Consider the following 20,757-nt stretch of genomic DNA (forward strand, 5'->3'; position numbering starts at 1 on the left):
AGAAGTGAAACGCCGTAGCGCCGATGGTAGTGTGGGGTCTCCCCATGCGAGAGTAGGGAACTGCCAGGCATCAAACAAGTGAAGAGGCCATCCTGACGGATGGCCTTTTTGTGTTTTTGCGCAGTTAAACTCCCGCCCAGCGATGCCGGTTTTTTGTTTTAAATTCCGGCCAGAACGCTTCATGTGATACAGGCAGTAAGTACCCATAAATTAATCCACTTGCCTGAGCCAGCGCATAATAAACGTTACTATCTGCTCAATATCATTCAGATTTAGTATCGGCACACCATGCATCAGAGGGATATCACTGGCAATGGCGATAACATGCTCGTCCAGCATCAACTCCGCTAAATCATGACCACAGTCATGCCGCCAGAGCAGAATTTTGGGCACAGCCTCGTGTTTAAAACCCTCGATCAGTACCAGATCCAGCTTTGTTGCATCCATTCTGCTAACCAGATATGCCAAATCCAACTCGGCCTCATCCGGCGTTTCTGTCATTAATGCCCAGCGTTGCGAACTGGCAACCAATGTTTGCGCCGCACCTGCTTTACGTAATTCGTAGCTGTCTTTACCAGGCTTATCAACATCCATATCGTGATGGGTATGTTTGATTAACCCGAGGCGAATACCTTGTTCACAGAGAGCTGGAATCAACTTCTTAAGTAGCGTCGTTTTACCGGTTCCGCTCCAGGCGGCAATGGCGAGTAATGGGATCATGTTCTCTCCTGCCAGTGCGCGAGATCATCAGGGGTGTTCACATTGGCGAAGGCGGATTTCACATCACTAAAATCAACCGCATGCCCTCCTGCTCGTCGCATAAATACCATCACCCGACGTTCGCCGCTGGCGAGATAGTCCCGCAAAAATGGTAAAACGCTGCGATGTACCAGAGCAATTGCCGGGTGATCTCTCTCGCCATCATTAACCCACATTGCTGGCGCATTATGCTGCCGGTTCTTTTGTAACCGCGTCATAAGATCCGTTGGTATACGTGGCGTATCGCACGGGCAAAACAAAAACCACTCCTCGTCGCTTTGCTGCATAACGGAGAGAATTCCCGCTAGAGGGCCGGGAAAATCATCCAGCGTATCTGTAAGGACCGGTAAGCCACTGGTGCGATAAATTTCAAGGTTTCGATTAGCGCTGATAACTAAGCTGGTTACCTGTGGTGCCAGCCGTTCGGCAACATGTTGCCACAGCGGTTTGCCATTTAATTCCTGCAACCCTTTATCTTTTCCACCCATCCGCGAGGCTTTTCCTCCCGCCAGCACCACACCTGTTACTGCACTACTGTCTGTCACCCTTATCGCCTCTTTTATTGTGGGTTTTACCCTGCTAACGTGTCTGTACCCAGAGTAAGGAGCACGATTATGAAATGTAAACGCCTGAATGAAGTTATCGAACTTCTCCAGCCTGCATGGCAAAAAGAACCAGAGCTTAATTTAGTGCAATTTTTGCAGAAACTGGCGCAAGAGTCAGGTTATCAAGGCGACCTTGTGGATTTAAGTGATGACATCCTGATCTATCATTTGAAAATGCGCGACTCCTCGAAAGATGCCGTGATCCCAGGCATTCAGAAAGATTATGAAGAGGATTTTAAAACCGCGCTGTTGCGCGCGCGTGGCGTAATTAAAGAGTAAAAGCTTGTAAGCGGCGCAACCGAATACGCTACGAAATGATATCCTGAATTATTCGTCGTATTTTCGGATCCCAGGATGACCTGCAACGCCTTTACCTTCCAGACATTACACCCGGATACCATTATGGATGCGCTGTTTGAGCAGGGGATCCGGGTGGATTCCGGGCTTACCCCGCTCAACAGCTATGAAAACCGCGTTTATCAATTTCAGGATGAAGATCGCAAACGTTATGTGGTGAAGTTTTACCGCCCGGAGCGTTGGTCTGCAGAACAAATCCGTGAAGAGCATGAATTTGCTTTAGATTTGCAACGTGATGACATGCCGGTCGCGGCGCCGCTCGCTTTCAATAATCAAACCTTACTTACCCATCAGGACTTCTTTTTCGCTGTTTTCCCAAGCGTTGGTGGCCGTCAGTTTGAAGCCGACAACCTGGATCAAATGGAGTGGGTAGGCCGCTACCTGGGTCGTATGCATCAAACCGGCAGTAAGAAGCGTTTTACAAGCCGTCCGGAAATAGGCGTGAAAGAATATTTGATTGAGCCACGCCAACTCTTTGAAACATCAACGCTCATTCCTTCTGGTTTAAAAGATGAATTTTTGCGCGCAGCCGATAAGCTTATCGATGCTGTGATGGCGCAATGGCATAACCGTTTTAATTTTTTGCGTCTGCATGGTGATTGCCATGCAGGGAATATTCTCTGGCGAGACGGGCCAATGTTCGTTGATTTAGACGATGCCCGTAATGGCCCCGCCGTACAGGATCTGTGGATGTTGCTACACGGCGATAAAGCTGAGCAGCGCATGCAGCTGGAGATGATCGTTGAGGCCTACGAAGAATTCAGTGAATTCGACATGACCGAGCTCGGGTTAATCGAGCCGCTACGCGCCATGCGCCTGGTTTATTATCTGGCATGGCTGATTCGTCGCTGGGACGATCCGGCATTTCCCAAAAATTTCCCATGGCTAAGCAGTGAAGATCACTGGCACAGACAAACATTGATTTTTCTTGAACAGGTGAAAGTTCTTCAAGAACCACCTTTAGCATTAACACCAATGTATTAAATGGAGAGAGTTAACCATGAAGAAAATTTGGCTGGCGCTGGCAGGAATGATTCTGGCTTTTAGCGCCTCAGCAGCACAACCGACAGACGGTAAGCAATTTATTACGCTTGATAAGCCAGTGGCGGGCGAGCCGCAGGTGCTTGAGTTCTTCTCGTTTTATTGCCCGCACTGCTATGATTTCGAGCAAGTTTGGCATATTGCTGACGCGGTGAAGAAGAAGCTGCCAGAGGGCACAAAAATGACCAAATACCACGTGGAATTCTTAGGTCCACTGGGTAAAGAGATGACGCAGGCGTGGGCTGTGGCCATGGCGCTTGGTGTGGAGGATAAAATCACCTCTCCGCTGTTTGAAGCGGTGCAGAAAACACAGACCGTACAGTCTGTTGCTGATATTCGCGATGTCTTCATCAGCGCGGGTGTGAAAGGCGAAGAGTATGATGCTGCGTGGAACAGCTTCGTGGTGAAATCGCTGGTTGCTCAGCAAGAAAAAGCGGCTGCGGATTTACAACTTCAGGGCGTTCCGGCCATGTTTGTTAACGGGAAATACCAGGTTAACCAGCAGGGTATGGACGGCAGTAGCCTGGACGCCTTCGTGCAGGACTATGCAAACACCGTGAAATATCTGGTTGAGAAGAAATAAAAATAACGCCGGTCACTGACCGGCGTTTTTGTATTCTGCTTTGATGGTATCAATCAGTTCGTCTTTCCCAAGCCACAGTTTATTCAGCCACTGCTGGAAACTCCGTTTAAAATTCTTATCGTTAACGTAGTCTCCGTGTAACGCTTCATCCACCGACAATAAATTGACTCGCACGACAATACGCGTCAGCTTACCGCTGAGCATATCAAAGAACGGCGTCCGGTCGTTTTCCGGATAACAGAGCGTAATATCAAGCAATTTATCGAACTGTTTACCCAATACATTTAGCGCCATGGCAACACCAGCTGCTTTTGGCGATAGCAGGTTTTTGAAAGAAGAGCGTGTTTGTTGGCGTTTTTCTTCCGTAAAGCGCGAGCCTTCAACAAAGTTCACAATGGTGGTCGGGTGAAAGCGAAATTTCTCGCATGAGCGGCGCGTGGTTTCTACATCTTTACCCCGACGTTCAGGGTGACGAATCAAATAACTTCTGGAGTAACGGCGCATAAAAGGCATATCCAGCGCCCAGCAAGCAAGGCCAATAAAAGGTACCCACGCCAGTTGCTGTTTAAGAAAATATTTGTTCATGGGAATATGTTTACGAAACAACACGCATAACACCACAATATCCGCCCAGCTATGATGATTGCAGATCAGCAAATACCAGTTCTTCTTATCCAGCCCTTCCAGCCCCTCAACATCCCATTTTAAATAAGGGTTGAGGTGCAATAGCAATGAAAGCCCTTCGCACCAGCAATACATCATAAAATTGCAAAACGTTGAGATCGCGCGCCATACCGCAGGAACGGGAATTAACAGCTTGAGCATTCCGGCGATAATTATGGGCACGGAGCAAACAATGGTAACCAATATGGTGAGCAGGACACTCAAAAATAGAGTGGTTACCGCAAGAAATCTCGACATAGTTATATTATTCAGAAAGTTAGCTGCCAAAAAGCACACTAAAAAAGCGCAAGGCGCAGATCTTAACAGAAAATAGTTATCACGAATGCTTAAAGCTTGCTGGTAATACCTGAGCAATTATTGGTAATAAATCAAATCAAAATTACTTATATCCACACAGCGTAAATTGCTGGCAAAAAGCAACAATGATCATCTTTTATAATATAACCTATTGAATATAAATGGTTTGTATAATCCTACGATCGGCGTAATGGCACAAAAGTCCAGCCTGATAAAAACTATTCACAAACTTATCCACAGGATGTTTATGCGAGCGATCCCGACGATCGCGAAATCTTTTCGGCATTTTCCGCGAAAAACTCATGTTTTCTCCCTGTCTGTGGCATCCTTTAACCATAATTTGATAAACAGGCATGGACATCATGGTTCAGATCCCAGAAAACCCACTTATCCTTGTTGACGGCTCGTCTTACCTATATCGCGCGTATCATGCGTTTCCGCCATTGACTAACAGCGCTGGTGAACCTACTGGTGCTATGTATGGCGTGCTCAACATGTTGCGCAGCCTGATTTTGCAATACCAGCCGACACATGCCGCGGTGGTGTTTGATGCGAAAGGCAAAACCTTCCGTGATGAACTGTTTGAGCATTACAAATCTCATCGCCCGCCAATGCCGGACGATTTGCGTGCGCAAATTGAACCGCTGCACACTATGGTAAAAGCGATGGGATTGCCGTTACTGGCGGTCTCTGGCGTTGAAGCGGATGATGTCATCGGCACGCTGGCGCGCGAAGCCGAAAAGGTTGGCCGGCCGGTGTTGATAAGCACCGGTGATAAAGATATGGCGCAGCTGGTGACGCCAAATATTACGCTTATCAATACTATGACCAACACGATCCTCGGCCCGGATGAAGTCGTCACAAAATATGGCGTCCCGCCGGAGTTAATTATCGATTTCCTCGCCCTGATGGGTGACTCCTCAGATAACATTCCAGGTGTGCCAGGCGTTGGCGAGAAAACAGCGCAGGCGCTGCTACAAGGGCTGGGCGGTCTGGATACGCTCTATACCGAATCGGATAAAATCGCCGGGCTCACCTTCCGCGGTGCGAAAACCATGGCGGCGAAACTTGAGCAGAATAAAGAGGTGGCCTACCTCTCTTACCAGCTGGCCACGATTAAAACGGATGTCGAACTCGAGCTGACCTGCGAACAGCTGGAAGTTCAGCAGCCTGCGGCGCAAGCGCTCCTGGAGCTTTTTAAGAAATATGAATTCAAACGCTGGAGCGCAGATGTAGAAGCGGGCAAATGGCTCCAGGCGAAAGGCGATAAACCGGCGGCAAAACCGCAGGAAACCATTGAGATTGAGGCAGAAGCTGATATTCCCGCAGCCGCGCTGTCGGCGGAAAATTACGTCACCATTCTCGATGAAGAGACGTTGCAAACATGGATCGGCAAACTGAAAAGCGCACCGCTCTTTGCGTTCGATACTGAAACCGACAGCCTCGATAATATCAGCGCCAATCTGGTTGGCCTCTCCTTTGCGACCGAACCGGGTATCGCGGCTTATGTGCCGGTTGCGCATGATTATCTTGATGCACCGGATCAAATCCCGCGTGAGCGCGTGCTGGAATTACTGAAACCGCTGCTGGAAGATGAAAATGCCCGTAAAGTGGGGCAGAACCTCAAATATGATCGCGGCGTGCTGGAAAATTACGGCATTGAACTGCGCGGCATTGCCTTCGATACCATGCTGGAATCCTACATACTGGATAGCGTCGCCGGTCGTCATGACATGGACAGCCTCTCCGAGCGCTGGCTGAAGCACAAAACGATCACCTTCGAAGAGATCGCCGGTAAAGGTAAAAACCAATTAACGTTTAATCAGATCGATCTCGAACAGGCCGGGCGTTATGCAGCGGAAGACGCCGATGTCACGCTGCAACTGCATCTAAAGATGTGGCCGGAGCTGCAAAATAATGCCGGGCCGCTGAACGTCTTTCAGAACATTGAAATGCCGCTGGTGCCGGTAATTTCGCGTATTGAGCGTAATGGCGTCAATATTGATCCCGCCGTCTTACACAAGCACTCCGAAGAGTTGACGCTGCGCCTGGCGGAACTGGAGAAAAAGGCGCATGAAATTGCGGGCGAACCGTTTAACCTCTCGTCAACCAAGCAGCTGCAAACCATTCTGTTTGAGAAGCAAGGCATTAAACCGCTGAAGAAAACACCTGGTGGCGCGCCGTCGACTTCAGAAGAGGTGCTCGAAGAGCTCGCGCTGGATTACCCGCTGCCAAAAGTTATTCTCGAACATCGTGGGTTGGCGAAGCTGAAATCGACCTATACCGATAAGCTGCCGCTGATGATTAACCCGAAAACCGGGCGTGTGCATACTTCGTATCATCAGGCTGTGACGGCAACGGGCCGTTTATCTTCGACCGATCCGAACCTGCAAAATATTCCGGTGCGTAATGAGGAAGGCCGCCGTATCCGCCAGGCCTTTATCGCGCCGAAAGATTACGTCATTGTCTCGGCGGACTACTCGCAAATTGAGCTGCGTATTATGGCGCACCTGTCACGCGACAAAGGCCTGCTGTCTGCATTTGCAGAAGGTAAAGACATTCACCGCGCAACGGCGGCAGAAGTGTTTGGTTTGCCACTGGAAAGTGTCAGTAACGAGCAGCGCCGCAGCGCGAAAGCGATCAACTTTGGGCTGATTTACGGCATGAGCGCCTTTGGTTTATCGCGTCAGCTCAATATCCCGCGTAAAGAGTCGCAGAAGTACATGGATCTCTACTTCGAACGTTATCCTGGCGTGCTGGAATATATGGAGCGTACCCGCGCACAGGCGAAAGATCGTGGCTATGTTGAAACTCTGGATGGGCGTCGTCTTTACCTGCCGGATATCAAATCCAGCAATGGAGCCAGACGAGCCGGTGCGGAACGTGCGGCGATCAATGCTCCCATGCAGGGAACGGCAGCGGACATCATTAAACGCGCCATGATCGCTGTAGATAGCTGGCTGCAAAGCGAGAAACCGCGCGTGCGGTTGATCATGCAGGTGCACGATGAACTGGTGTTTGAAGTGCATAAAGATGATGTTGAGGCCGTGTCGAAAAAGATCCATGAATTGATGGAGAGCAGCACCAAACTGGATGTGCCGTTGCTGGTGGAAGTCGGAAGTGGTCAAAACTGGGATCAAGCGCACTAAGTGTTCGGTGGGTAAAGGGCTTTTTCTGTAAGTAAGCAACAAATCACCGTGAGTTTTGTGACAATCATTAGAATTCCCTATGTAAAAATTGAAAAGAAATTACAAAAAGTGCTTTGTCCGGATCTAAAAAGGGAGTAGAGTTATTCGCGTAGGGTACAGAGGTAAGATGTTCTATCTTTCAGACCTTTTACTTCACGTAATCGGATTTGGCTGAATATTTAGCCGCCCCAGTCAGAAATGACTGGGGCGTTTTTTATTGTGCGAAAGAAAGAAAAAGCGCGGCGAATGCCACGCTTGATATGAAGGTTACTCGCCCGTTTCTTCTTCCACTGGCGGCAGGTTATTGAACCAGCCATCCAGCTTCTCACGTAGTTTATCCACGCCTTGTTTTTTCAGCGACGAGAAGGTTTCAACCTGGACTTCGCCGTTAAAGGCAAGCACAGCTTCACGCACCATATTCAGTTGCGCTTTCCGCGCGCCGCTGGCCAGTTTATCCGCCTTGGTCAGCAGTACCAGCACTTGCAGATTGCTCTCGACAGCCCACAGGATCATCTGCTGATCAAGATCTTTCAGCGGATGGCGAATATCCATCAGCACCACTAAACCTTGCAGGCATTGGCGTTTTTCGAGGTATTCACCCAGCGCGCGTTGCCATTTGAGTTTCATCTCTTCCGGCACTTCCGCGTAGCCATAACCCGGCAAGTCGACAAGACGTTTGCCATCAGCGACTTCAAACAAGTTAATCAGCTGCGTACGGCCGGGCGTTTTCGAGGTTCGCGCCAGGTTTTTCTGGTTGGTCAGGGTATTAAGTGCGCTCGATTTACCTGCGTTGGAGCGGCCAGCAAAAGCCACTTCAATGCCGGTATCGGCGGGTAAGTGGCGAATATCAGGCGCACTGGTGACAAAGTGCGTCTGTTGGTAATTCCAGTTAGTCAAAATGGTCGTCTCCATCGTCAAAGCATGCGGCGATTATACCTGAACCCACGCAAAAGGCTGTTTTTCTCGCCAGAAACTCTGCTGTGAGCCATTACCGCGCGATCTGTAAGATATTTGCCCTTTTCGTTATGCGAACTTTCGGAGAAATTGCAGATTAAAAAATGTCTAAAAGTTATCTAATCAAAGGGTTATGTATATAGAATTTTCTTAAACTGCGGGTTCTGGCGCTTTTCCTGCTTGTCAGTTTAGCTCAGAAGGGTAAAGTAACCCACCAAGGCCGGATGCTGCTTGTGGAAGGATAACTCACGGAATGAGGGGTCAGGAGCGCCAGGAGGCGAAGACCGGAGACTAACGTCAGAAGACGTTGAACAAGGAAAAGGAACCGTAACAGGGAACGTTCTACGCTAACGGATAAACAGGGCAAGTTGATAGCGAACACGGAATGTAAAACCCATTACGGGTGAAGGGTCAAGAAAAAAGGCGACAGTTTGCACTGTCGCCTTTTTTCTTTGCTTGCTTTCTGCTAGATTCCGCCGCAATTCTATACTGATGAAAAACGACTTAAGACCACTAATATGAAAAAACCGTCCACCAATCCGCGCGGTAAAGTGCGCCGTAAAACCCGTGAAGAGTTAAATCAGGAAGGCCGCGATCGTAAGCGTGAGAAAAAGCACCGCGGTAATGTTTCAGGCAGCCGTGCGAACGGTGGCGACGGTGCTTCTGGCTCCGGAAGGGGTAAACAGCAAAAAGATCCGCGTATTGGCAGTAAAAAACCGATCCCGCTGGGTGTCACCGACACGCCGGTCAACAAGCAGCACAAACCTAAGAGCGAGAAACCTATGCTTTCACCGCAGGCTGAGCTGGAAATGCTGGAAACGGATGAGCGCCTGGACGCGCTACTGGAACGTCTGGAAGAGGGGGAAACCCTGAGTGCTGACGATCAGGCGTGGGTCGATGCCAAACTGGACCGCATTGATGAGCTGATGCAGAAACTCGGCCTCTCTTACGATGATGACGAAGAAGAGGAAGAAGAAGGCAAAGAAGATATGATGCGTCTGCTGAAGGGCGGCAACTAATCCTTTTCTATGGGGCTTTCTGTCCTGCTTATAACCCTTCCGGTTATATGTTATCTGGTGTGGTTATTCGTTAAACTACAGCGGTTGTCGCGGCGCAAATTGTGGCTGCGCAACCGGCTTATGACCCGAAACGAGGTCAGGCCGGGCCGCCGGAACCGCCAGCGGCGTCATCGGAAGGAGTAAACAATGTCTGAGCAAGTCATCGACTGGGATCTGGCCCTGATCCAGAAATATAACTATTCCGGGCCGCGTTACACCTCATATCCCACCGCGCTGGAGTTTTCCGACGCTTACGGCGAAGACGATTTTCGCCAGGCTGTGGTGCGTTACCCTGAGCGACCGCTGTCGCTGTATGTGCATATCCCGTTCTGTCACAAGCTGTGCTACTTCTGCGGCTGCAATAAGATTGTCACCCGCCAGCAGCATAAAGCCGATCAGTATCTGGACGCGCTTGAGCAGGAAATTATTCACCGCGCGCCGCTATTTTCAGGTCGCCACGTCAGCCAGTTGCACTGGGGCGGCGGTACACCGACCTATCTGAACAAAGCGCAAATCAGCCGTCTGATGAGCCTGCTGCGCGGTCATTTTGCGTTTGATGCTGATGCGGAAATCTCGATCGAAGTTGATCCACGCGAAATCGAACTGGATGTGCTCGATCATCTGCGTAGCGAAGGCTTTAATCGCCTGAGTATGGGCGTGCAGGATTTCAACAAAGAGGTTCAGCGTCTGGTCAATCGCGAGCAGGATGAAGAATTTATCTTCGCGCTGCTCAATCACGCCCGCGATATTGGTTTTACCTCGACCAATATTGACCTGATTTACGGCCTGCCAAAACAGACGCCGGAAAGCTTCGCTTTCACGTTACAGCGCGTGGCGGCGCTTAGCCCGGATCGCCTGAGCGTCTTCAACTACGCGCATTTGCCGACATTGTTCGCCGCGCAGCGCAAAATCAAAGACGCTGATTTGCCTACAGCGCAGCAGAAACTCGATATTTTGCAGCAAACCATCGCTTCGCTGACTGGCTCCGGTTACCAGTTTATTGGCATGGATCACTTTGCCCGCCCGGACGATGAGCTGGCTATTGCTCAGCGTGAAGGTGTACTGCACCGTAATTTCCAGGGGTACACCACGCAGGGCGACAGCGATCTGCTGGGGTTGGGCGTTTCTGCCATTAGCATGATCGGCGACAGCTACGCGCAAAACCAAAAAGAGCTGAAGCACTATTATCAGCAAGTGGACGAGCGCGGAAATGCGCTGTGGCGCGGTATCGCGTTAACCCGTGATGACTGTATTCGCCGCGATGTGATCAAAGGGCTGATTTGCAATTTCCGCCTTGAGTTCGATGCGGTGGAACGCGCCTGGGATCTCAACTTCCGTGATTATTTTGCCGAGGATTTGCGCCTGCTGGCACCGCTGGTGGAGGACGGGCTGGTGGCAATGAACGAGCAGGGATTACAGGTCACAGCGAAAGGGCGTTTGCTAATCCGCAATATCTGCATGTGTTTCGATGCTTATCTGCGGCGCAAGGCACGCTTGCAACAGTTTTCACGCGTGATTTAACGAGATGGCGCATCAAGCCTACAAAAGAAATTTTGTAGGCCTGATAAGCGCAGCATAACGCGAAGATTAGCTAAACAGCCCAACCAGCGCGGCACACAGAACAGCCGCGATGGCCGTTTGCGGTGTGTGGCTTGCCGACGCGCCAGCTTCTACGCCTGCAGTGACCACATTGATTAATGATTCCAGCATGATGACCTCTCCCATGAACGGGCAAGATCATACGTCACTGCCGGTAACAGTAAAGCGCAAAATAGCGGCAATTTGCGATCGCGGTTCATTCTTTACACTTCGCCTGCCTGTTATTCCATTCCCAGTTCTTTCAACTTACGCGTCAGGGTATTACGACCCCATCCGAGCAGCCGCGCCGCTTCCTGTTTGTGGCCCTGCGTGTGGCGCAGCGCCGTGGTCAGTAAGGTGCGCTCCATTTCGGGTTGCGCTTCTGAAAGCAGGTTTTGATGACCGGAACGCAATGCGCGATCCGCCCATTGCGCCAGCAGTGTTGCCCAACTGTCTGGCAGGCTCTGCGAAGGGCTGTCCGGCACGGTGGTTTCGAACAACTCGCCTGGCAAATCCTGAATCAACACTTCCTGGCCTGCGGCCATAACCGTTAACCAGCGGCAGGTGTTTTCCAGTTGGCGGACGTTACCCGGCCATGCCAGACGCGTTAGCGCGGTTTCGGTTTCCGGATGCAGTTGTTTCGTTTCCACACCCAGCTCACGTGCGGCGACTTGCAAAAAGTGGCGTGCTAAACGCGGAATATCTTCCCGGCGTTCGCGCAGCGGCGGCAAATGCACGCGGATCACGTTCAGGCGGTGGAACAGATCCTCACGGAATTTGCCCTCCTGAACGCGCTGTTCCAGGTTCTGGTGCGTGGCTGCGATAATGCGTACATCGACCTTCACCGGCGCATAACCGCCCACGCGATAAAACTGGCCATCGGCCAGTACGCGCAGCAAACGAGTCTGCACATCCAGCGGCATATCGCCTATTTCGTCCAGAAACAGTGTCCCGCCATCGGCTTGCTCAAACCGTCCCTGACGAATCGTATTTGCGCCAGTAAACGCCCCTTTTTCGTGACCAAACAGTTCCGATTCAATCAAATCCTTTGGAATGGCCGCCATATTGAGGGCGATAAACGGCGCTTTCACGCGCGGGCTGTGGCGATGCAGCGCATGAGCCACCAGTTCTTTACCGGTTCCCGATTCACCATTAATCAACACGCTGATCGACGAGCGTGACAGGCGACCGATAATGCGAAACACATCCTGCATCGCCGGTGCTTCGCCGATGATGTCAGTCGTCGGGCCGCTGGCCTGCACATTACGTGGCTGCTGCTGTTCCTGATAATGGCTGATCGCGCGCTCAACCAGCGCAACGGCTTCGTCGATATCAAACGGTTTGGGCAGATAATCGAATGCCCCTTGTTGATACGCGCTTACCGCTGCATCGAGATCGGAATGCGCGGTCATAATGATGACCGGGAGCATCGGATGGCGCTGTTTGATCTGTTTCAGTAACGCAAGACCATCCATCCCTGGCATACGAATATCCGAAAGCAGTACATCCGGGGTTTTGGTGGTGAGTGCATCTAGCACTTCATTGGCACTTTCAAACGTTGTACAACTCAAGCCAGCCCCGGTGAGCGCGCGTTCCAGCACCCAACGGATGGAGCTATCGTCATCAACGATCCAGACTATCCCTCGTTGCATAAACACCTCTACTTCCGAATAGGCAGAAATACCGAGAATTCGGTATGGCCTGGCCAACTGGTAAATTCAATTTTGCCAGAATGTTGATCAATCAAACTGCGTGCGATAGATAACCCAAGCCCGGTGCCGCCTTCACGTCCGCTCACCATCGGGTAGAACAAGGTATCCTGGAGATGCGACGGAATACCCGGGCCGTTATCTTCCACATCTATTCTCGCCGCGAGGCGATAACGCACGCCGTGCAGCGTCAGCTGGAAAGCGGTACGGGTGCGCAGAATAATTTCGCCCCCTTCCGGCCCCAGCGCCTGCAAAGCGTTACGCACAATATTCAGTAAAACCTGCTCGATTTGGTCGGGATCGTGCGCGAGCTCCGGCAAACTTGGATCGTAATCACGGGTTAAGGTGACATTCTCCGGTAGCTCCATCGACACCAGTTTCACCACGCGCTCGGCCACTTTGTGAATACTTTCGGTAACATGCATTCCCGGTTGCTGCGGCCCCAGCAGGCGATCAACCAGGTTACGCAAGCGGTCAGCCTGCTCGATGATCACTTTGGTGTATTCCAGCAGAGCCGGATCGGGCAGGGCTTTGCTCAGCAACTGCGCCGCGCCGCGTAAACCACCAAGCGGGTTTTTAATTTCATGCGCCAGACCGCGTACCAGATCGCGCGCCGCAACTTGTTGGGCGTGCTGGAGCTGCTCCTGGCTAAGACGACGCTGATTATCCATCGGCGCCATTTCCAGCAGAATCAAACCATCCGGCAGACGTTGCGCCGTCAGCGAAAGAATGTGTGAGCGCCCGTCAATGACGAGCGTCACTTCGTTGTCGGTAAAGCCCTGCCCGGCATGTAAACTTTCCCGCATCAAATCGATGTTCAGGGAAAAGTAGCTCAGCAGTTCGGGGAGCGGTGTGCCGAATAGCTTACGAGAGCTTTGCGCCAGCAGTTGCTGTGCCGCAGGATTGGCGTAATGTACCGCCAGATCGTCATCAACCAGCAAGATGCTGTTGATCAAAGAATTGAGGATCTGCCCAGCATCGGGCAGCACGCCGCTTGCCATTTAGCAGTCTCCCGGAGGTGTGCACCAATTTAGTGCAGTATAGCGTTTTATTGGTAAAAAGCGCGTTAGATCAGGTTGTTGGTGGAGAAAAAAGCCCATCCAGGGATGGGCTAAAAGTTCCACGGCAACTAAAAATCCTCTGGCGTCTTTCTCACCGTAGCTGCGTTGGCTGCCCTCATTCGCCCGAATCAGTTAGTGAACTCAGAGATTCGGGACAGATTCGGTTGCCGCCTTGCTGCGACAAGACTTCTGCCGAGTCTTAATTCTTAAACGCTGTAGTACAGTTCGAACTCTACCGGGTGCGGCGTCATGCGAACACGGTCGTTCTCTTCGATACGCAGCGCGATGTAAGCATCGATAGCGTCGTCGGTGAATACGCCACCAGCAGTCAGGAACTCGCGGTCAGCATCCAGCGCGTTGAGCGCTTCTTCCAGAGAGCCTGCAACCTGCGGGATTTCTTTCGCTTCTTCAGCCGGCAGGTCATACAGGTTTTTGTCCATCGCTTCGCCCGGGTGGATTTTGTTTTTAATGCCATCCAGACCAGCCATCAACAGCGCTGCGAAGCACAGATACGGGTTAGCAGCCGGGTCCGGGAAGCGCACTTCGATACGACGCGCTTTCGGAGAAGCCACTACCGGAATACGGATAGATGCAGAACGGTTACGTGCTGAGTAAGCCAGCATTACCGGCGCTTCATAACCCGGGACCAGACGCTTGTAGGAGTTGGTGGTCGGGTTAGACAGGGCGTTGATAGCTTTAGCGTGTTTGATTACGCCGCCAATGTAGTACAGCGCCATTTCAGACAGGCCAGCGTATTTGTCGCCAGAGAACAGGTTGGTACCGTTCTTGGACAGGGACATGTGGCAGTGCATACCGGAACCGTTATCACCGAACATCGGTTTCGGCATAAAGGTCGCGGTTTTACCAAAGCGGTGAGCAACGTTGTGCACCACGTATTTGTAAATCTGAATTTCGTCGGCTTTTTTGGTCATGGTGTTGAAGCGGGTAGCCACTTCGTTCTGACCAGCCGTTGCCACTTCGTGGTGGTGAGCTTCAACAACCAGGCCCATCTCTTCCATCACCAGACACATGGTGGAACGCAGATCCTGTGATGAATCGACCGGCGGAACCGGGAAGTAACCGCCTTTCACAGCCGGACGGTGACCTTTGTTACCACCTTCGTATTTGGTGGAGGTGTTCCATGCGCCTTCGATATCGTCGATAGCGACGCTGGAACCGGAAATGGAGCTGCCGAAGCGCACGTCGTCGAACAGGAAGAATTCCGGCTCTGGCCCAAACAGAACGGTGTCTGCCAGACCGGTAGAGCGCAGGTATTCTTCAGCGCGTTTAGCGATGGAGCGCGGGTCACGATCGTAGCCCTGCATGGTGCCTGGTTCGAGGATATCGCAACGAATGATCAGCGTAGACTCTTCGTAGAACGGGTCAATGACAGCGGTAGTCGCGTCCGGCATCAGCACCATGTCTGATTCGTTGATGCCTTTCCAGCCACCAATCGAAGAACCATCAAACATTTTACCTTCTTCAAAGAAGTCAGCGTTTACCTGATGGGCTGGGATAGTGACGTGCTGTTCTTTACCTTTGGTATCGGTGAAGCGCAGATCGACAAACTTCACTTCGTGCTCATTCAGCATCGTCAAAACGTGTTCAGCGGACATACTTAAACTCTCCCGGATTTGTCATTGTCGTCGTGGTAACGAGGTCTTCTAATTACTACGTTAGCTGGCGTAGTTATCGTACAATCGTTAAAGCGAAATCTATGCCAACTTTTAAATGCCCCTAAAAAGGCGTTATCATGCACGGTATAGTGCAAAAGGGCTGCACCATGATGGTTATGTTGCACCAATATAGTGCCTTTATGTGAACATAGGGCACTATATTGGTGCAATTTTCGTTAATTGCCCCTTTTAACGCTCCGTGAAAGCGATCACAAAGCATCTCTGCAATACTTGTTTGCGGGGGATGTTTGTGATCCTGTTTTGTAGTGCGATTAATCCGTGTACAATAACGCGCTATTTCTAAATGCCTGAGGCAAAGTTGTGATCGAAAATTTGCGTAACATCGCCATCATCGCGCACGTTGACCATGGTAAAACTACCCTGGTTGATAAGCTGCTGCAGCAATCCGGTACGTTTGATGCTCGTGCCGAAACCCAAGAACGCGTGATGGACTCCAACGATTTGGAGAAAGAGCGTGGGATTACCATCCTCGCGAAAAACACCGCGATTAAATGGAATGACTACCGTATCAACATCGTGGATACCCCGGGGCACGCCGACTTCGGTGGTGAAGTTGAACGTGTAATGTCCATGGTAGACTCCGTTCTGCTGGTCGTTGACGCAATGGATGGCCCAATGCCGCAGACGCGCTTCGTGACCAAAAAAGCATTTGCCCATGGTCTGAAGCCCATCGTCGTTATCAACAAAGTTGACCGCCCTGGCGCGCGTCCTGACTGGGTTGTTGACCAGGTATTCGATCTGTTCGTAAACCTTGATGCGACTGACGAGCAGCTGGATTTCCCGATCGTTTACGCTTCCGCGCTGAACGGTATCGCAGGTCTGGATCACGAGAACATGGCTGAAGACATGACTCCGCTGTACCAGGCGATTGTTGACCGTGTTCCTGCGCCAAACGTTGACCTCGATGGCACTCTGCAGATGCAGATCTCTCAGCTCGACTACAACAACTATGTTGGTGTTATCGGCATTGGTCGTATCAAACGCGGTAAAGTGAAGCCGAACCAGCAGGTCACTATCATTGATAGCGAAGGCAAAACCCGTAACGGTAAAGTCGGTAAGGTGCTGACCCACCTGGGGCTGGAGCGTATCGATAGCGAAATCGCAGAAGCAGGCGATATCATTGCGATCACCGGTCTGGGCGAGCTGAACATCTCCGACACCATCTGCGATCCGCAGAATGTGGAAGCGCTGCCGGCACTGTCTGTTGACGAGCCGACCGTATCCATGTTCTTCAACGTCAATACCTCTCCGTTCTGTGGTAAAGAAGGTAAGTACGTGACTTCACGTCAGATCCTCGACCGCCTGAACAAAGAGCTGGTGCACAACGTTGCGCTGCGTGTTGAAGAAACTCCGGATGCTGACGCATTCCGCGTTTCCGGTCGTGGTGAACTGCACCTGTCTGTTCTTATTGAGAACATGCGTCGCGAAGGTTTCGAAATGGCGGTTTCCCGTCCGAAAGTTATCTTCCGCGAAATCGACGGCCGTAAACAAGAGCCGTTCGAAAACGTCACATTGGACGTTGAAGAGCAGCACCAGGGTTCTGTAATGCAGGCGCTGGGCGAGCGTAAAGGCGATCTGAAAAACATGAATCCGGACGGCAAAGGCCGCGTACGTCTCGACTACGTGATCCCAAGCCGTGGCCTGATTGGCTTCCGTTCAGAGTTCATGACCATGACTTCCGGTACCGGTCTGCTGTACTCCACCTTCAGCCACTACGACGACGTTCGTCCGGGCGAAGTGGGTCAGCGTAACAACGGCGTGCTGATCTCCAACGGTCAGGGTAAAGCGGTTGCGTTTGCGCTGTTCAGCCTGCAGGACCGCGGTAAGCTGTTCCTCGGTCACGGTGCGGAAGTGTATGAAGGCCAGATCATCGGTATTCACAGCCGTTCTAACGACCTGACGGTAAACTGCCTGACCGGTAAGAAACTGACCAACATGCGTGCGTCTGGTACAGACGAAGCCACGGTTCTGGTTCCGCCGATCAAGATGACCCTGGAGCAAGCTCTGGAGTTCATTGATGACGACGAACTGGTAGAAGTGACTCCGCTCTCTATTCGTATTCGTAAACGTCACCTGACGGAAAACGACCGTAAACGCGCAATGCGCGGAGCGAAAGAAGAGTAATCGCTCTTTATTTGCTTGTGAAAAAGCCGCTGATTTTCAGCGGCTTTTTTTATGTCTGTATCTTCTTCGCGTGAAGTCGCGAACTATTCAAGTCAGAACTTTCCCGCTACAGTTAACTCTCCACGGCTGGCAAGGAGAGAGAAATGCTCTATATCTTTGATTTAGGTAACGTGATTGTCGACATCGACTTCAATCGGGTGCTGGGTGTCTGGAGCGATTTTAGCCGTGTGCCGCTGGCGACCTTAAAGCAGAGTTTCACCATGGGCGAGCCGTTTCATCAGCATGAGCGAGGTGAGATCAGCGACGAAGATTTCGCCAAAGCGCTGTGTCATGAAATGGAACTCCCGCTCAGCTACGAGCAGTTTTCCACCGGCTGGCAGGCGGTGTTTGTCGCGCTGCGCAAAGAGGTTGTCGACATCATGCACAAACTGCGTGAGCAGGGGCATCGGGTCGTCGTGCTGTCGAATACTAACCGTCTGCACACCACGTACTGGCCAGAGCAATATCCGGAAATTCAGGCGGCGGCTGACCATATTTATCTTTCCCAGGAGATGGGAATGCGCAAGCCCGAAGCGCGAATTTATCAGCAGGTGCTGGCGCTTGAAGGTTTTTCTGCCGAAGATAGCGTCTTTTTCGACGATAATGCGGACAATATCGCCGGTGCGGAACAACTTGGCATTACCAGTATCCTGGTGACGGATAAAACGACCATCCCGGATTATTTCGCGAAACAGCTATGCTAAAAAATCTGCGGCATCATGCAAAACATCGCACGCGCCCGCTTGTTGCCTGGTTACGGTTGCTTTGGCGGCGTATTGATGAAGACCATATGACGACGCTGGCGGGGAATCTCGCCTACGTCTCTTTGCTTTCGATTGTGCCGCTGATCGCCGTGGTCTTTGCTTTATTCGCTGTTTTTCCTATGTTTTCTGAAATTAGCATCCAGTTGCGCCACTTCGTGTTTGCCAATTTCATTCCCACCACTGGCGATGTGATCCAGAACTATATTGAGCAGTTTGTGGCGAACTCCACCAAAATGACGGCGGTCGGCGCATGCGGGCTGGTGGTGACATCGCTGCTGCTGATGTACTCCATCGACTCGGCGTTAAACACCATCTGGCGTAGTACGCGTGTACGCCCGCATGTTTATTCATTTGCCGTCTATTGGATGATCCTCACACTCGGTCCGCTGCTGGCGGGTGCCAGTCTGGCGATAAGCTCCTACTTGCTGTCGCTGCGTTGGGCCAGTGAGCTGGATAGCGTGATTGATGATGTGCTGCGCATATTTCCGCTGATCCTGTCGTGGCTCTCTTTTTGGTTGCTGTACAGCATTGTGCCGACAACGCGTGTGCCGAACCGCGATGCTATCGTCGGCGCGTTTGTCGCGGCACTGTTATTTGAGTTAGGTAAAAAGATTTTTGGTCTCTACATCACCATGTTTCCGTCTTACCAGCTGATTTATGGCGTGCTGGCTGTCATCCCCATTTTGTTCCTCTGGGTCTACTGGACCTGGTGTATCGTCTTGCTTGGCGCTGAAATAACTGTCACTCTCGGTGAATACCGAAAACTCAAAATAGCCGCACAGCAAGAAGAAGCAGACCAACCATGATTGCATTAATTCAACGTGTTTCCCACGCGAGCGTTAGCGTGGCGGGTGAGGTTACGGGCGAAATCGGCCCTGGACTTTTGGTGTTGTTGGGCGTCGAAAGGGAAGACGATGAACAAAAAGCGAACCGCCTGTGCGAGCGTGTGCTGGGGTATCGTATTTTTGGCGACGCGGAAGGGAAGATGAATCTTAACGTCCAGCAGGCTGGTGGGAGTGTGCTGGTGGTGTCGCAATTTACGCTGGCGGCGGATACAGAACGTGGAATGCGTCCGGGATTTTCCCGGGGCGCTGCGCCGGAAAAAGCCGAGGCGCTGTATCACTATTTTGTTGAACGTTGCCGCAGCCAGCAAATGGAAACGCAAACCGGGCGATTCGCTGCCGATATGCAGGTTTCGCTGGTCAACGACGGCCCCGTCACGTTCTGGTTGCAAGTATGAGCCAGCTTGCGGCGTGGCCCCTGGTTACAAGAGAGAGTGCTGCTATGTACCACCTTCGCGTACCGCAAACGGAAGAAGAGTTAGAACTCTATTACCAGTTCCGCTGGGAAATGCTGCGTAAACCGCTGCATCAACCGAAAGGGTCCGAGCGTGATGGCTGGGATGCGATGGCACATCACCAGATGGTTGTCGACGAAGAGGGCAACATTGTCGCTATCGGTCGGTTGTATATCAACGCGGATAACGAAGGGTCGATTCGCTTTATGGCGGTCCACCCGGATGTGCAGGACAAAGGCCTCGGCACGCTGATGGCGATGACGCTGGAGTCCGTGGCTCGCCAGGAAGGGGTAAAACGCGTGACCTGTAGCGCCCGCGAAGATGCTGTGGCGTTCTTCGCGAAACTCGGGTTCGTCAACGAAGGGGAAATCACCGCGCCGCAAACTACGCCGGTACGTCACTTTTTGATGATCAAACCGATCGCCACGCTCGATGATATTCTGCATCGCGGCGACTGGTGCGGGCAGTTGCAGCAGGCCTGGTATCAGCATATCCCGCTGAGTGAAAAGATGGGTGTGCGCATCCAGCAGTATACCGGGCAGAAATTTATCACCACTATGCCGGAAACCGGCAACCAGAATCCGCATCACACGCTGTTTGCCGGTAGCCTGTTTTCCCTGGCGACACTCACCGGTTGGGGGCTGATCTGGCTGATGCTGCGTGAGCGTCATCTCGGCGGCACCATCATCCTTGCTGATGCGCATATCCGCTATAGCACGCCGATCACCGGTAAACCGAGCGCGATTGCCGATCTTGGCTCGCTAAGCGGTGATTTGGACCGTCTGGCGCGCGGGCGCAAAGCGCGCGTTCAGCTACAAGTCGAGCTGTTTGGTGAAGATAAGCAGGGCGCGATTTTCGAAGGCATTTATATCGTGTTGCCCGCTAAACCCTTCGGCTCGTTCGAAGAGGGCGGTAACGAGGAAGAGTAATCGTTCGCGCGCCTGACGATACAGGCGCGCAAC

General features: G+C 51.7%; 20 protein-coding genes. 11 read left to right on the forward strand and 9 right to left on the reverse strand.

Features of this window, described 5'->3' with window-relative positions; translation table 11 throughout:
- The 3 genes from ACFX4U_RS20560 to mobA all read right to left on the reverse strand — a co-directional run.
- The coding region (locus ACFX4U_RS20560) for a hypothetical protein (RefSeq protein WP_380221031.1) at positions 1 to 207 on the reverse strand (207 nt) is incomplete at its 3' end.
- A 3-nt stretch (positions 208 to 210) separates the two neighbouring features.
- Complete coding sequence (gene mobB / locus ACFX4U_RS20565; protein WP_313508280.1) at positions 211 to 720, reverse strand: molybdopterin-guanine dinucleotide biosynthesis protein MobB; 510 nt, start codon at positions 718 to 720, stop codon at positions 211 to 213.
- Entirely contained in the window at positions 717 to 1,304 is a 588-nt protein-coding gene (gene mobA, locus ACFX4U_RS20570; protein ID WP_313508281.1) for a molybdenum cofactor guanylyltransferase MobA, read from the reverse strand. Before mobA ends, mobB begins: the two co-directional genes overlap by 4 nt.
- 69 nt (positions 1,305 to 1,373) lie before the next feature.
- Between mobA and ACFX4U_RS20575 the strand changes: the two genes are divergently transcribed.
- From ACFX4U_RS20575 to dsbA, 3 genes are all read left to right on the forward strand, one after another.
- A complete protein-coding gene (locus ACFX4U_RS20575) occupies positions 1,374 to 1,643 on the forward strand; it encodes a YihD family protein (protein WP_017460091.1) in 270 nt (89 codons plus the stop codon).
- Between the two features lie 75 nt (positions 1,644 to 1,718).
- Positions 1,719 to 2,705 (forward strand): serine/threonine protein kinase, encoded by a 987-nt coding sequence (locus tag ACFX4U_RS20580; RefSeq protein WP_313508282.1) that lies wholly within the window; start codon positions 1,719 to 1,721, stop codon positions 2,703 to 2,705.
- A 16-nt stretch (positions 2,706 to 2,721) separates the two neighbouring features.
- A complete protein-coding gene (gene dsbA / locus ACFX4U_RS20585) occupies positions 2,722 to 3,345 on the forward strand; it encodes a thiol:disulfide interchange protein DsbA (RefSeq protein ID WP_017460093.1) in 624 nt (207 codons plus the stop codon).
- A gap of 12 nt (positions 3,346 to 3,357) precedes the next feature.
- On the opposite strand, the gene ACFX4U_RS20590 is transcribed toward dsbA, so the two are convergent.
- Positions 3,358 to 4,266: an acyltransferase gene (locus ACFX4U_RS20590; protein ID WP_313508283.1), complete on the reverse strand. Its 909-nt coding sequence runs from the start codon at positions 4,264 to 4,266 to the stop codon at positions 3,358 to 3,360.
- Positions 4,267 to 4,688: 422 nt separating this feature from the next.
- Between ACFX4U_RS20590 and polA the strand changes: the two genes are divergently transcribed.
- Positions 4,689 to 7,475: a DNA polymerase I gene (gene polA / locus ACFX4U_RS20595; RefSeq protein ID WP_349350729.1), complete on the forward strand. Its 2,787-nt coding sequence runs from the start codon at positions 4,689 to 4,691 to the stop codon at positions 7,473 to 7,475.
- 306 nt (positions 7,476 to 7,781) lie between these two features.
- Here polA and yihA read toward each other — a convergent pair whose 3' ends face one another.
- On the reverse strand, positions 7,782 to 8,411 hold the full coding sequence (gene yihA, locus ACFX4U_RS20600; RefSeq protein WP_200553221.1) for a ribosome biogenesis GTP-binding protein YihA/YsxC: 630 nt from the start codon (positions 8,409 to 8,411) through the stop codon (positions 7,782 to 7,784).
- Between the two features lie 575 nt (positions 8,412 to 8,986).
- Here yihA and yihI point away from each other — a divergent pair.
- Together yihI and hemN are read left to right on the forward strand one after the other, a co-directional pair.
- The gene (gene yihI / locus ACFX4U_RS20605) at positions 8,987 to 9,487 is read left to right on the forward strand and encodes a Der GTPase-activating protein YihI (RefSeq protein WP_305737518.1); all 501 of its coding nucleotides are present in this window, start codon (positions 8,987 to 8,989) and stop codon (positions 9,485 to 9,487) included.
- A gap of 186 nt (positions 9,488 to 9,673) precedes the next feature.
- Complete coding sequence (gene hemN, locus ACFX4U_RS20610; RefSeq protein WP_313508285.1) at positions 9,674 to 11,047, forward strand: oxygen-independent coproporphyrinogen III oxidase; 1,374 nt, start codon at positions 9,674 to 9,676, stop codon at positions 11,045 to 11,047.
- A gap of 66 nt (positions 11,048 to 11,113) precedes the next feature.
- Here hemN and ACFX4U_RS20615 read toward each other — a convergent pair whose 3' ends face one another.
- The 4 genes from ACFX4U_RS20615 to glnA all read right to left on the reverse strand — a co-directional run bounded on the left by ACFX4U_RS20615 (position 11,114) and on the right by glnA (position 15,490).
- Complete coding sequence (locus ACFX4U_RS20615; protein WP_141399381.1) at positions 11,114 to 11,236, reverse strand: YshB family small membrane protein; 123 nt, start codon at positions 11,234 to 11,236, stop codon at positions 11,114 to 11,116.
- 110 nt (positions 11,237 to 11,346) lie between these two features.
- On the reverse strand, positions 11,347 to 12,756 hold the full coding sequence (gene glnG / locus ACFX4U_RS20620; protein WP_017460100.1) for a nitrogen regulation protein NR(I): 1,410 nt from the start codon (positions 12,754 to 12,756) through the stop codon (positions 11,347 to 11,349).
- A gap of 8 nt (positions 12,757 to 12,764) precedes the next feature.
- Positions 12,765 to 13,814, reverse strand: coding sequence for a nitrogen regulation protein NR(II) (gene glnL / locus ACFX4U_RS20625; protein WP_017460101.1), 1,050 nt, complete (start codon positions 13,812 to 13,814; stop codon positions 12,765 to 12,767).
- A gap of 266 nt (positions 13,815 to 14,080) precedes the next feature.
- On the reverse strand, positions 14,081 to 15,490 hold the full coding sequence (glnA, locus tag ACFX4U_RS20630; RefSeq protein WP_017460102.1) for a glutamate--ammonia ligase: 1,410 nt from the start codon (positions 15,488 to 15,490) through the stop codon (positions 14,081 to 14,083).
- A 381-nt stretch (positions 15,491 to 15,871) separates the two neighbouring features.
- Here glnA and typA point away from each other — a divergent pair, with 381 nt between their 5' ends.
- The 5 genes from typA (at position 15,872) to fabY (ending at position 20,724) form a co-directional block, all read left to right on the forward strand.
- Entirely contained in the window at positions 15,872 to 17,695 is a 1,824-nt protein-coding gene (typA, locus tag ACFX4U_RS20635) for a ribosome-dependent GTPase TypA (RefSeq protein ID WP_200553210.1), read from the forward strand.
- A gap of 143 nt (positions 17,696 to 17,838) precedes the next feature.
- A complete protein-coding gene (gene yihX, locus ACFX4U_RS20640; RefSeq protein WP_305737516.1) occupies positions 17,839 to 18,438 on the forward strand; it encodes a glucose-1-phosphatase in 600 nt (199 codons plus the stop codon).
- A complete protein-coding gene (locus ACFX4U_RS20645; protein ID WP_200553208.1) occupies positions 18,432 to 19,304 on the forward strand; it encodes a virulence factor BrkB family protein in 873 nt (290 codons plus the stop codon). The genes yihX and ACFX4U_RS20645 overlap by 7 nt, the downstream gene beginning before the upstream one ends.
- A complete protein-coding gene (dtd, locus tag ACFX4U_RS20650) occupies positions 19,301 to 19,738 on the forward strand; it encodes a D-aminoacyl-tRNA deacylase (RefSeq protein WP_097407383.1) in 438 nt (145 codons plus the stop codon). The genes ACFX4U_RS20645 and dtd overlap by 4 nt, the downstream gene beginning before the upstream one ends.
- Positions 19,739 to 19,782: 44 nt before the next feature.
- The gene (fabY, locus tag ACFX4U_RS20655; RefSeq protein ID WP_025263779.1) at positions 19,783 to 20,724 is read left to right on the forward strand and encodes a fatty acid biosynthesis protein FabY; all 942 of its coding nucleotides are present in this window, start codon (positions 19,783 to 19,785) and stop codon (positions 20,722 to 20,724) included.
- The last annotated feature ends 33 nt before the right edge of the window (positions 20,725 to 20,757 follow it).

This window comes from Kosakonia sp. YIM B13588 (assembly GCF_042788165.1).
Taxonomy (GTDB): domain Bacteria; phylum Pseudomonadota; class Gammaproteobacteria; order Enterobacterales; family Enterobacteriaceae; genus Kosakonia; species Kosakonia sacchari.

Excerpts from the sequence above, each read along its gene's own strand:
- mobB (WP_313508280.1), bottom strand. The coding sequence starts at position 720 with ATGATCCCATTACTCGCCATTGCCGCCTGGAGCGGAACCGGTAAAACG.
- ACFX4U_RS20575 (WP_017460091.1), top strand. The coding sequence starts at position 1,374 with ATGAAATGTAAACGCCTGAATGAAGTTATCGAACTTCTCCAGCCTGCA.
- ACFX4U_RS20580 (WP_313508282.1), top strand. The coding sequence starts at position 1,719 with ATGACCTGCAACGCCTTTACCTTCCAGACATTACACCCGGATACCATT.
- dsbA (WP_017460093.1), top strand. The coding sequence starts at position 2,722 with ATGAAGAAAATTTGGCTGGCGCTGGCAGGAATGATTCTGGCTTTTAGC.
- ACFX4U_RS20590 (WP_313508283.1), bottom strand. The coding sequence starts at position 4,266 with ATGTCGAGATTTCTTGCGGTAACCACTCTATTTTTGAGTGTCCTGCTC.
- polA (WP_349350729.1), top strand. The coding sequence starts at position 4,689 with ATGGTTCAGATCCCAGAAAACCCACTTATCCTTGTTGACGGCTCGTCT.
- yihI (WP_305737518.1), top strand. The coding sequence starts at position 8,987 with ATGAAAAAACCGTCCACCAATCCGCGCGGTAAAGTGCGCCGTAAAACC.
- hemN (WP_313508285.1), top strand. The coding sequence starts at position 9,674 with ATGTCTGAGCAAGTCATCGACTGGGATCTGGCCCTGATCCAGAAATAT.
- ACFX4U_RS20615 (WP_141399381.1), bottom strand. The coding sequence starts at position 11,236 with ATGCTGGAATCATTAATCAATGTGGTCACTGCAGGCGTAGAAGCTGGC.
- glnG (WP_017460100.1), bottom strand. The coding sequence starts at position 12,756 with ATGCAACGAGGGATAGTCTGGATCGTTGATGACGATAGCTCCATCCGT.
- glnL (WP_017460101.1), bottom strand. The coding sequence starts at position 13,814 with ATGGCAAGCGGCGTGCTGCCCGATGCTGGGCAGATCCTCAATTCTTTG.
- glnA (WP_017460102.1), bottom strand. The coding sequence starts at position 15,490 with ATGTCCGCTGAACACGTTTTGACGATGCTGAATGAGCACGAAGTGAAG.
- yihX (WP_305737516.1), top strand. The coding sequence starts at position 17,839 with ATGCTCTATATCTTTGATTTAGGTAACGTGATTGTCGACATCGACTTC.
- ACFX4U_RS20645 (WP_200553208.1), top strand. The coding sequence starts at position 18,432 with ATGCTAAAAAATCTGCGGCATCATGCAAAACATCGCACGCGCCCGCTT.
- dtd (WP_097407383.1), top strand. The coding sequence starts at position 19,301 with ATGATTGCATTAATTCAACGTGTTTCCCACGCGAGCGTTAGCGTGGCG.
- fabY (WP_025263779.1), top strand. The coding sequence starts at position 19,783 with ATGTACCACCTTCGCGTACCGCAAACGGAAGAAGAGTTAGAACTCTAT.